The sequence below is a fragment of the Okeania sp. SIO3B5 genome (genome assembly GCF_010692555.1).
Lineage (GTDB): Bacteria > Cyanobacteriota > Cyanobacteriia > Cyanobacteriales > Microcoleaceae > Okeania.
Map to the genome: position 1 here is coordinate 1 of NZ_JAAHHG010000295.1, position 12292 is coordinate 12292.

7 protein-coding genes are annotated in these 12292 nt (G+C 35.6%); 6 read left to right on the top strand and 1 reads right to left on the bottom strand.

Annotated elements, in window-relative coordinates; translation table 11 throughout:
* Positions 1 to 670: 670 nt before the first annotated feature.
* Entirely contained in the window at positions 671 to 3577 is a 2907-nt protein-coding gene (locus F6K54_RS29005; RefSeq protein ID WP_293085474.1) for a tetratricopeptide repeat protein, read from the bottom strand.
* Between the two features lie 955 nt (positions 3578 to 4532).
* Here F6K54_RS29005 and F6K54_RS29010 point away from each other — a divergent pair.
* The 6 genes from F6K54_RS29010 to F6K54_RS29035 all read left to right on the top strand — a co-directional run.
* Positions 4533 to 5747 (top strand): response regulator, encoded by a 1215-nt coding sequence (locus F6K54_RS29010; RefSeq protein ID WP_293085477.1) that lies wholly within the window; start codon positions 4533 to 4535, stop codon positions 5745 to 5747.
* 302 nt (positions 5748 to 6049) lie between these two features.
* On the top strand, positions 6050 to 7285 hold the full coding sequence (locus F6K54_RS29015; RefSeq protein WP_293085480.1) for a response regulator: 1236 nt from the start codon (positions 6050 to 6052) through the stop codon (positions 7283 to 7285).
* A 766-nt stretch (positions 7286 to 8051) separates the two neighbouring features.
* Entirely contained in the window at positions 8052 to 8588 is a 537-nt protein-coding gene (locus tag F6K54_RS29020) for a hypothetical protein (RefSeq protein WP_293085481.1), read from the top strand.
* A gap of 258 nt (positions 8589 to 8846) precedes the next feature.
* Positions 8847 to 9884, top strand: coding sequence for a DMT family transporter (locus F6K54_RS29025; RefSeq protein ID WP_293085523.1), 1038 nt, complete (start codon positions 8847 to 8849; stop codon positions 9882 to 9884).
* A 281-nt stretch (positions 9885 to 10165) separates the two neighbouring features.
* Positions 10166 to 11329, top strand: a complete 1164-nt coding sequence (locus tag F6K54_RS29030; protein ID WP_293085525.1) for a GuaB3 family IMP dehydrogenase-related protein — start codon at positions 10166 to 10168, stop codon at positions 11327 to 11329.
* A gap of 785 nt (positions 11330 to 12114) precedes the next feature.
* Positions 12115 to 12292 (top strand): helix-turn-helix domain-containing protein (locus F6K54_RS29035; protein WP_293085528.1); only part of this gene is annotated, 178 nt, incomplete at its 3' end.

Consider the following 12292-nt stretch of genomic DNA (forward strand, 5'->3'; position numbering starts at 1 on the left):
TGGAGCGCGCTTTTAGACCATCTGAGAGTAAATCTCGTTTATGCGGGTGCTAAGAAACAGAAAGCCCCTAACAGTGATGTTAAGGAATCCCGCGCTGTCTCGTAGAGCAGCGTCGGGAGGATGTCAAAGATATTACTACTTAAGCATTACAACGTAATTTTAGTCATTGCGATCAACAGGGTTAGATATTAGTACTTACGCATTACAACGTAATTTTAGTCATTGCGATCAACAGGGTTTGCGGAGTATTCAGGGACGGAAAGCAATCTCAAATCCTACTTTTTCGTACCCCATGTGTAAGTCCTGAGAAATAACAGTCGTCATTACTGCATTTGACTGATGATATTAAATCCGGTAGCATCGGTGTAATAAGATAGTGAATCAGAATCCAGCAATTCTGCAATCCAGAATTATTTCCGCTCTAGGTGAAGATGGAATCTTTTTTTATACAAAATTAAACGGATTTGATATGAAATAGCTCAAACAGCAGGATATTAATAATCAAGCTTTTTCTTCTTCCTTCTTCCTTCTTCCTTCTTCTTTATTCCCTCCTGACTTCCCCTCCCCTCCTGGGAGGGGCTAGGGGTGGGTTGGGAGGGGGAGGGGCTAGGGGTGGGTTGACTCCTGACTCCTGACTCCTATTAATACCATGCACACTCTTCAGCAACACCTAAAATCCATTTCCTATCAAGATAAATGATGACCAATAGTAAGGATTACTTGCTTCTTTATCCTTTCCAGTAATCATATTTATTTGAGCTTCCCGCAATGCTTCTGTTTTACTTTTTCCTTCTTGTAATACTGTATAAAAAGTATTCATTAATTGAGCTGAATCATCATTAACTCGCCACAAAGATGTAACTATTGTTTCAACTCCAGCATTTTGCATCTGATAACCAAAACCGACTATTTCTTCCCCATTACCTATTTGTCCACCAATGTTAGTTTCAGAAGCACTTAATACGACTAAATCTACATCCGATAACGACCAACTTTCCATATCGCGCAGAGTTACACGATCGCCATTTCCAAATAATATAAAAGAATCTTCTGGTTTCCCATTTCCTGTTTCTCCATTTAACAAGACAACGGGGGTATCTAAATGTACAATATTGTAGTCATTAAAACTACTAATTGTTGTTTCAGAACTAAATTCGTTGTTAACAAGTTTACGAGAGTCAGGAATTGTTTCTGTTAAATTTTCGACTAATTTTACTGTCGTTGGTGTTAATTCAACTTGACGAGTTCCAACCTGAACTTGATAATTACCTTCGGTTAAAGCTGCTGCTAATAAACGGAGTTGATTCTTAGGTTGAGTCTCAAAATTAGTTAGATTAGCTGCAATTATATTATTCACACCAAAACTTTCTACTAACCATTTTTCTCCGTCATAAAGTGCTGCTAAAGGAAGATAACGTAGTTGATTATCTGGTGCATAAATAATAGTATTAGTATTTGCTTTAATTAACTCATCTTCTATTGGCTTGATTAACCAATTATAGAGTTTTTCCGCAGAATCTTTGACATCTCCAGCCGGAGTCAAAATTGTTAGCCGAAACTCAGCGATCGCTTGTTCAATTTCTTCTGCTTTTACTTCTACATTTTTGTGTATTGGGTCGCCTTCTGCTGTGATTAATATTAACTCTAATTTATCTGCCAAGATTAATGGATAAAATAGCACTGTTCCAGGTAATTTTTGTAACTTTGCTTGCAAATTATTAAATTCTGGAAAATCCGCTTTTAAATTATTTTTGTCAATCTCTCGTTCTAAAATATCTGTTGTATCTTCAGTCAGAATTTTTTCTTCAGCAGCTAATAGTTTAACTCCAGTTGCTGTTGCTTCATTCCCCTTAATATTCCCTAGATAATTATCTAATTCTTGAATTTTCAACAAATCTAAAACTTGTTGAGCTTCTACAATACGTCCTTCTTGTAATAATAAACCTGCTAAATTCCGATAAATTTCTTCAGGTTTTTCTAAGAAACTTTTCTGACTTTCCTGACTCCGCATAGCTTCATTCAAATTAACAGCTTGCTTATAAAAAACCACTGCTAATTCAGGTTTTTCCTGAGCTACTAATATTGTGCCTAACTGCCCATAAATTTTACCCTCCTCAACTGTTTTTTCACTCTCTTTATATATTGCTAATGCTTGCTCTAAATTTTCTAAAGCTTGGGGATATTGTCTGAGTTGATATAAAGAATTTCCTATTCCTTGATAAGCTATAGCAACAGCATTTTTATCTTCTTTTTCTGGTAAATTTTCCAAAGCAAGTTTATGATAATTAAGAGCAATAGAATAATCGCCAGAACTATAATAAACTTCACCCAAAGCATTCAAATTTGCAGCAATAACCGACTTTTCTCCTACTTCCTTATTCACAGGCAAAGCTTTCAGTAAAACTTGCTTGGCTTTAGCATTTTCACCCAAACGGTTATAAACTTTCCCTAAACCAACAGTAGTTTTACCTTCACTCCCCTTATCTTCTGCTTCTTGATAAAAAGCTAAACTTTGTTCATAAATTGATTGTGCTTTAGTATTTTCTCCTGCTTCATAATAAGCATCACCCAAATAATTCAAAGCCTCTAATTGAGCAGTTTTATCCTCCGCAACTTTAGCAGCTTCTAACCCTTTTTCATAAACCTCTAATGCTTTAACTTCTTCTCCTTGCTTTTCATAAATTTTCCCCATAAAACCATAAATTCGCCCCACACTTCTTTGGTCGCCAATACTTTCTAACATCGCCACAGCTTGCCCAAAATATTTCAGAGCTTCAGAGTCTTCACCCTTTTCCCGATAGACAAAACCTATATTATTTAATAACCGACCAACTCCAGCATTATCATTAATCTCTCTACGCACAGTTAAAGCTTTTTGATATGTTTCCAAAGCTTTGTCATAATTACCCATCCGAAAGTAGACCACCCCCATATTATTAAGAGTACGTCCTCTATTTCGGCGATCGCCCACTTCTTCACGAATAGTCAGTGCCTGTTCATAAAATTCAAGTGCTTGTTCAAGTTGCCCTTGACTAGCCTTAACTACAGCAATATTATGTAATGATTCTCCTTCATTAGGCCGATCCTTCACAGCTTGAGAAATATCTAAAGCCTCTTGATGTAGATTTAACGCTTGGGAAAATTCCCTCTGTCGTTGATAGGTAAAACCAATCAGGTTCAGAGTCTCCGATATTCCTGGGCGGTCGTTAATTTTTCGGCGAATAGTTAAAGCTTGTTGCAAAACATCTAAAGCTTGTACATATTCCCTTTGGTTAACATAAACATCCCCAATATTATTCAGGGTTTGGGCAATTTCGGCTTGGTCCCCCAGCTCCTTACGAATTGCTAAAACTTTTTCGTAGCTTTCGAGGGCCTCATCAAACTTTCCTGTCCGAAATTGTTCTACACCTGTTTCAAATAACTTATCTGCTTCTGCCTCTAAGGCAGAAGATGCTGGTGAACTTTCCACTTCAGGGTTTTGGGCCAAGACATTCGGGATATTTGTGATGATGGATACTGGAAAAAGAATAATAGCGATCGCGCTCAAGTAACTAAGGTAGAGATAGGAATTCTTCATTGTAGGAGTCCTCCTAATTTACAGCAAGTGGTAGATTTTGGATAAAACTATAACTTAAATAGCACTCAGCATTAGGACTTTTTTTGACGTTTAGGAGGAGATAAGCAACCTCTCCTAAGCTATTCGGCGCAATAGTTGCCAGGAATTTAACCCAAGGTCAAAAAGCTGAAGTGCTGTTTGCAGAGCATTCCGGTATGGAAAATGTTGATAGCTGATAGCTACTTAAAAATCATAGAATCTTAATCTGGCCATTTAGCATTATCAAAATAATTGGGTCTAAAACCCCGCCTTTGAAGGCGAAATATTTTTGGAGCCTTGCTCAAATCCCCTACTTCCCCTCCTGGGAGGGGTTAGGGGTGGGTTGGGAGGGGTTAGGGGTGGGTTGGGAGGGGTTAGGGGTGGGTTGGGAGGGGCTAGGGGTGGGTTGGGAGGGGCTAGGGGTGGGTTAACTTTTGACTTTTGACTTTTGACTTTTAACTTTTAACTTCTGACTTTTGACTTTTGACTTTTGACTTTTAACTTTTAACTTCTGACTTCTGACTTCTGACTTTGTTAAAGATCTTACCCTATATCCTCTTAAAAGATATTTTGTACTATTTTGTCTATCTCAGATTCTACTTACTAGAAAATTTTGTGTCTTAGAGAGTTGATTTAGGATGAGTAAGACCTATACTGATTTTTAATCAAAAATTTTCAGTGTAAAATAATAACTAAGAAACTATAGAAATAAATGAAATGATAGGTTTATTTGCCTTTTTATTCTTTTTTTGTCAGAAAAATAACTCTGAAAATCGCATTTTTACATTGCCAACAAATTTCACTGAAAAATAGGAAATAATTTTGATGATAATTAGAGTACTGCATTCAAAAGTTGTCAACAAGATTTTCTGATAAATTTATATTGTATGACAGTCAATTTTGATTTCCCCAATTCTTTATTCAATTTGTATTAAAAATGAACAGTAATGAAAATCGCAAAAATAAACTTTTTAATTTGTTGATCAATGAGCTTCCCGATCAATTTACAGGGAAGTTAGAAGTAAAAGGTTCTCAGAACAGTTGGATGATCTTCTTTTGTGTTGGTCGTCTGGTTTGGGCTGCTGGTGGCGAACATCCTAACCGCAGGTTTCATAGGATTTGGAATCAATTTTGCCCGAATATTTCTCTGACTAATATGAAGTTACGAGAACAGAACGATATTAATGATTATTACTATCACCTTCTCTCTATTTTGTATAGAAAAAAAGTCTCAAGTATCAGCCAACTTAAAGTAGTTGTTATTGAGAATATCAAAGAAGTTTTATTTGATATTTTACTACAGCAATCACAAGAACTATTAGCTTATAACCTATCTCCAAAAGGATTAGAAAAATCATTAATTTTAATGTCTGCAATTATTCCTCCTGAAGCTATAATTCCTTCTCTTCATAAATCATTTTTAGCATGGCAGCAGTCTAATTTAACTGAATATTCTCCTAATTTAGTTCCTGAAATTATTAAACAAAAATTGTTACAACAAATAGCTAAAGCCAACTCTTATAAAGCAATCACTAAATTAGTTGATGGTCAAAAAAATCTCCGAGAAATAGCTATTTTGATGAATAAGGATTTGCGTCAATTAACTTTATTTTTAATGCCTTATGTGCGTAATGAATTAATTACTCTTAAATCAGTTCCAGATAAACAACGTATTGAAGGAAGCCCAGGATTACAGCCAGAACTCAATGAAAAGAAACCTCCAACAAAAATCAAAGAATTAATTATTTGCGTAGATGATAGTAAACAAGTTTGTTATATGTTAGAGAGAATTCTTAAAAGTGCAGATTATAGATTTATCGCAATTAAAGATTCTATTAAAGCATTACCAATAATTATTGAAAATAAACCCGATTTAATTTTTTTAGACTTAATGATGCCAATTGCTAATGGTTATGAAATTTGTACTCAATTGCGACGAGTACCCATCTTTGAGAATACACCCATAATTATCATCACTGGAAACGATGGAGTAGTCGATAGAGTTCGCGCTAAAATGGTGGGAGCCACAGGGTATATAACCAAGCCTCTTGAGCCGAAAAAAATATTGGCAATAGTAAAGCGATATTTACATAATTATCCTCCTAAGTCACCACCTAAGTCGCCAGAAAAACCAGATCAAACAAGCTTATAAGTTATTTGTAATTGTTTAGCTAGATCGAAATTTAACGACCGTAATAGTATTAATCTAAAACTGACTTTAAGGCTAATCTCACTTGAGAATCAGCTTTTGCTGGCAACTAACGAAGGAATAGAAGTTTCAGTTTAACCAAAACAAATATTACTTGAATTCACCACTACATCTACAAAACTGTCCGTCTTTTATTGTAATAAAGTTAAAAATATCTTAAATAGCAATATCAAAAAATCATATTATGTATACTAGATTTTATAGTAGAAAATGTTTGTTACAAACCTTACTATTTTAGACAACTTATGTTATCCACTACAAATATTAATGCTCCGAGTCTAACTAATCGGCTAATCGCTATTAGTAGAAAACAATTTACAGGTAGTTTAAATGTAGTAGCTAGCTCCACAGATAAGTGGAGTCTTTACTTTTTTAGAGGTCGTATAGTCTGGGGTTGTAGTGGACAATATTCTCGACGACAATTACGACAACATATCATACGCTATCAAGTTAAAATTAATCCGATAAATTTACATCCCTTCCAAATTAATAATAATCATAATTACTGGATTTATCAATTATTGTGTAGTTTACTGCAAGAGCAGCAAATTACTAGAGAACAGTTTGACCAGATAATTAAATCAATAGTTTTAGAAATATTATTTGATATATTACAACAGGAAAATCAGAGAAAAATAAGTTATAAAATTGAACCAAATACTAAGAAAAACATCCTGAATTGGCCAATAGTTTTAATTGATACGAAAAGTATTCTGAAAAAAGCAGTAGAAAATTGGTGTAATTGGAGTAATTCAGGGTTAAAACATTTCTCTCCTAACTTTGGGATAGTTTTATCTCAACCAGAACAATTCCAAGCACAAATATCACCCACTCTCTATAATAAATTAGGAAAATTAATCAACAGTCAACGTAGTTTAAGAGATATAGCGAGTAAAACAAAATCAGACCAGTTTCGTCTAGCAAAATTTCTCCTGCCTCATATTCAAAAAGGATTAATTAAGCTGAAAAAAATACCAGATATTCCCGTAATGTTTCCCCACTTACAACAAACAAATCCACAGTTAAGTAAACAAGGAGAATGTAGCCAAGAAAAAGAAAATCAACTTTTAATTGCTTGTATAGATGATAGCCTAATAGTTTGCCATCAAATGAAACAAATTTTCACTGCTAATAGTTTTGATTTTGTTGGAATTAACAGTTCAGTTAAAGCAATCATAACCTTGATAGAAAGAAAACCCGATCTGATTTTTTTAGACTTAATCATGCCCATAGCAAATGGTTATGAAATTTGTGCTCAGATTCGTCGTATTTCAGCATTAAAAGAAACACCAGTAATAATTTTAACAAGCAGTAATAGGTTAATAGATAGAGTTCGAGCAACAATGGCAGGATGTACAGATTATCTCATTAAACCAATTAAAGAAAAACAAGTTCTAGAAATAGTTAATAAATATGTAACTTCTAGTTCTTGCTTGCCTCAAAAACCTATTTCTGAAACCCTAGCTCTACAGTTTTCTTAATAACAATATGAGAATTCAGGAGTCAGGAGTCAGGAGTCAGGAGTCAGGAGTCAGGAGTGGAGAGTAATACCAGAGGTGAAGAAAGATTGTTACAGTAAAATAAATATAGATGCTTAACGGAATTGAAAAATCTTCACTGTTTATTTCTTATACCTACCACCTAATACCTTGAATAGCCAATGTAGCAATATTTTTTGAAAATGGTATTACAAATAATAAGTAGGAGTGAATGGCTATTTGCCCCTACACGATTTTTTTTGTGACGATGTGGTTCATCAATTTGAAAAGCACTGTATAGCAGTCGAAGAAAAGGTTAGAACAAATCAAAAGCTTCAAACTAAGACAACTTCAACAATTAATTATTAATTATTAATTAGGGTTTGCTGAAAAAGTATGAGTGGTAGGAGCCAGAATCGGTGAATCGGTGAATCGGTGAAGTCAGGAGGAATGGGAATTATAGAAGAAGTAGTCAGAAGAATCGTAAAAGTAATTTTCTACCCCTCGAAATGCCGAAAATACGCTCCTAATTGAGCCATTACCACCTAAAAGCTGGTACTCCCTTAGTACCTGAAAAGGGTAAAACCAAAACCAGTCAAGACGCGTGATATTTAATCAGCAAGCCCTAATTATTAATTATTAATTATTAATTATTACCTCTCCTTGAAAATCGGTAATATTCTTCCTTCTTCTTTCTTTCTTCTTTCTTCTTCCTTCTTCCTTCTTCCTTCTGCTGTAAACTCAAAAATCATAAATTCAATATAATCTGATGCTACGAGAATTTATCGTATATGCTTGCCCAGTAGGTAAACTAAACAATCAACTAGAACAATATTTCATCACTACTCGTGCAGAATGTAGCGAAAATGCTGCACATCAATATATGCCTCACTGCACCTTAACAGGTTTTTTTCACGACGAATTAACCGCAGTTCCAATATATATTCAAGCTTTAGATACTGCCTTAAAAAATGCTCTTCATAACAGCCCATCTCCACCTATAGTTGTTGTAAATATAGAGTTAAAAACAGACTTTCATTATCTCCAATTAAAATCAATTTGGCTAGAAAAATTAATTGCTAACTTTGCTAATCTTGCCCACTCAACAACTCGTACCGATGAATTACGTCTCAAAAATAATTTACATCTCAGTTTAGCCTACAAATTCCCATCAGAACAACAACAAACACTAGCAAAAATAGCAAAAAAAATTGTCAATTCCCAAGCCGAAGTATCATGGGAATTAAGATTTTATGAACGTCACCCCAATAACTCTTGGACTTGTCATCAATCTTGGAAACTCTAGTCAAAAAAGCAAGGAGTAGGGGAGTAGGGGAGTAGGGAGCAGGGGAGAAGGGAGAAAGAATCATAGTAGATAGGAAAAACTACTTAAGTTGTCAAAATAAATGCACTTTTCTATACATTTTTTCTCCCGAAAAAGTCGATTCAATACTTATGTATAATTCGTCTATTTTGTCAAGCTTTATGTTAAGAAAGATGTGGGTAGATCATAACCCTTTTAGGGAAAGGTAATTATCCATTATCAATTATCCATTATCCATTAATGAAAAATATCTCTAACCTTTGGCAAAAAATACCCGGACAAATTTACTTATTATTAGCGATCGTTATTTTCGGTGCTTCTAACGCAATTACAAAACAATTAACAGAAATAGGCGCCGAAAAATTTCCTGGCGAAAATCCCATTTCATTTTGTAATGTTTTATTTGTGGGAAATATCTGCGCCTTATTAATTTTAATTATTATCTATAGAAAACAACTAAATCTACGTTATTTTCAACAATTTTCAAGTCAAGATTGGGCAAGTATGTTAGCCGTTGCATTCCTAGCTGGCGCTCTATCTCCTGCTGCCTCATTTGAAGCACTTTCTCGCACAATGGTTAACAATGTAATATTAATCGGACGTATTGAACCTCCCTTAACTTTAGCATTAGCTATTTTCTTGCTAGGAGAAAAAGTTAATCGATGGAAAATTACTGGAGCAATTATTTCATTTGCCGGAGTTATTTTAATTATAGTTTTACAAAGTTTTGGTCAAAACTCAGTTGATTCTACAAATATGATATCTGTCAGTTCAGGAGAAATTTTAGCAGCAATTGGAGCGGTAGCTGCAGCAATTTCTAATACTATTAGCAAAGCACGTCTTCATCGAATTCCCGTAGGATTTTTTAATATTATTCGTAATGGTTTTGGAGGTTTTATCTTCTTTATTGCCGCATTATATTTTTATGGCAGCAGTCATTTTATGGAACTATTTTCACCTTTTTTATGGCAATGGATGTTAATTTATAGTGCAGTTATTGTAGTAATAGGTCAAATTCTATGGCTAAAAGGATTAAGTAAAACCAGTAGTTCTGATGCTTCTATTGCCAGTGCATTGAATCCCATTGCTGGAGTTATAGCAGCCTATTTAATATTAGGAGAAAAACCCATCGCTGCTCACTATATCGGGGGAGCTATTATTTTAGTTGGAATTATATTGAGCCAAGTCGGGAATAAAAACGAAACAGTTATTAATCAACTTGCTGAAAAAGAGCATCCTCAGCAAAGAGAAACAGGCTTAGGATTTAAAGGTTTTTAACCATAGTCAGAATTCAGAATTTAGAATTTAGAATTCAGAATTCAGAATTCAGGAGTCAGGAGAAAATAATAGTGCCGATAATTGAGTAATATCATGTCCAGATAATTAGTGATAAAAAACTTTCTCTTTACTTCTTCTTTCTTCACTCCTAACTCCTGACTCCTGACTCCTGTTCATATTATTTAGCGTTTGACTTTTTATTATAAACTTTTGACTTAATGACCAATACCCCCCTGAATTTGATACCCTAACTAAAATGATCTTGGGAATAGGTAAAAGTAGTGGATATATATATTGGACGTGGAAAAACAGCTCGCAGAGCTTACGGAATCGATGAAATTGCCCTAGTTCCTGGGGGACGAACACTCGATCCAAGTTTAGCAGACACTAGATGGAACATCGGTGGCATTGAAAGAGAAATTCCCATTATTGCCAGCGCAATGGATGGAGTAATTGATGTCAAAATGGCCGTTCTATTATCTGAGTTAGGAGCCATGGGAGTTCTCAACTTAGAAGGTATTCAAACTCGCTATGCTGACCCAGCACCAATATTAGAAAAAATTAGCTCTGTGGGCAAAGATGAATTTGTGGGTTTAATGCAAGAACTTTATGCTGCTCCAATTCAACCGGAATTAATTTCTCAGAGAATTAAGGAAATAAAAAGTCAAGGTGGCATTGCAGCAGTAAGCTTAACACCTGCGGGAGCACTGAAATATGGAAAAGTAGTCGCTGATGCTGGTGCAGACTTATTTTTTGTCCAGGCAACAGTTGTTTCGACTGCATTTCTTTCACCTGAGTCAGTGGAAAACCTGGATTTGGTTAAGCTTTGTCAAGAAATGCCTATGCCTGTGGTTTTAGGTAATTGTGTGACTTATGAAGTGGCCTTAAATTTAATGAAGGTAGGAGCTGCAGGGGTGCTAGTAGGTATTGGCCCTGGTGCTGCTTGTACATCTCGTGGTGTTTTAGGTGTAGGAGTTCCTCAAGCTACTGCTGTAGCTGACTGCGCAGCAGCACGAAATGATTATTACCAAGAAACAGGGAATTATGTCCCAGTTATTGCCGACGGGGGATTAATTACTGGCGGAGATATTTGTAAATGTATTGCTTGTGGCGCTGATGGGGTGATGATTGGTTCGCCTATAGCTAGGGCCGCAGAAGCACCTGGACGTGACTATCATTGGGGCATGGCTACTCCTAGTCCTGTTTTGCCACGAGGTACTCGGATCAAGGTTGGTACTACTGGCACCATCAAGCAAATTCTGCGTGGTCCAGCACTATTGGACGATGGTACACATAATTTATTGGGCGCTCTCAAAACGAGCATGGGCACTTTGGGAGCTAAAAATTTGAAAGAAATGCAGCAAGTTGAGGTAGTTATTGCTCCTTCATTGTTGACTGAGGGTAAAGTTTATCAAAAAGCTCAACAATTAGGTATGGGCAAGTAAATTTACCGAAAAGCGACGTTGAAAGCTATAGGTGTTTTAACCGGGGGATGAAAACAAGTGAGTCGTTTAGACTAGACAACTACTTTAGTTGTCCTGTGCTATTATCTGGATATACAAATGTTTAGAAAAAAGTAAGCAGCAAAGCATGGTATTGGTCTTAGCCGACTGCGTAGGGGCACTTTGACTTGTCCCCAAAGAATATATCTTTGGTCAGCTAAGAATAGACGAAGCAACATGGATTTATCCTGTTGCCTAGTATCTACTTAGAATCCCCGTGACTCTAGTCCGGGGAGTAGTCAATCTGGTATTATCTGAAAAGAAATGCTGGTATTATCTGAAAAGAAATGTCAGAATAGAAATAGCGGAGATGCATGTTTCCGTTCACTCCTCACACCACACTCCGCCCAAGCTCAAAAAGTTTGGGCGGTTTCTTATGGCCATTCGATGAGTGAGTGACCACTTGAGGGTTGATAGGACAAAATCTTTTTGATGGTGACTAGGGTATCACAGATTCAGCATAAGTTACTCAGTTAATTGCTTAATTTTATATATCACATTTATTGTGCAAATCAAGTAAGGTACACATAAATACATAATAAACAAAGGCAGTTATGCTGAGGGCTGAGGGCAGAAGGAACAATTGGATGGGGTTTTTGATCTCCATCAATTGTAGACACCCCCGTTGACCGAAAAATTGGGTTTCAAGCCTCGCCCTTATAGGGCGACTTTTTAGTTGATTATTGTCTATAAATATGTTATTATACTCTTAGTATTCTACTCAGGTTATGAAATCTAGATTTAAGTATCGTATATATCCAACATCAGGGCAAAAACACCAATTGGCAAAGCTATTTGGCTGTGTACGTGTTGTTTGGAATGATAGTCTAGCTTGCTGCCAAGAAAAGTATAAATTAGGAGAGAATAAACCCACTAACTCCGAGTTACAAAAACTGTTTATTACTC

Bases quoted from the DNA above. Each gene is read 5' to 3' on its own strand.
- F6K54_RS29015 (WP_293085480.1), top strand. From the start codon at position 6,050: ATGTTATCCACTACAAATATTAATGCTCCGAGTCTAACTAATCGGCTA.
- F6K54_RS29010 (WP_293085477.1), top strand. From the start codon at position 4,533: ATGAACAGTAATGAAAATCGCAAAAATAAACTTTTTAATTTGTTGATC.
- F6K54_RS29020 (WP_293085481.1), top strand. From the start codon at position 8,052: ATGCTACGAGAATTTATCGTATATGCTTGCCCAGTAGGTAAACTAAAC.
- F6K54_RS29025 (WP_293085523.1), top strand. From the start codon at position 8,847: ATGAAAAATATCTCTAACCTTTGGCAAAAAATACCCGGACAAATTTAC.
- F6K54_RS29005 (WP_293085474.1), bottom strand. From the start codon at position 3,577: ATGAAGAATTCCTATCTCTACCTTAGTTACTTGAGCGCGATCGCTATT.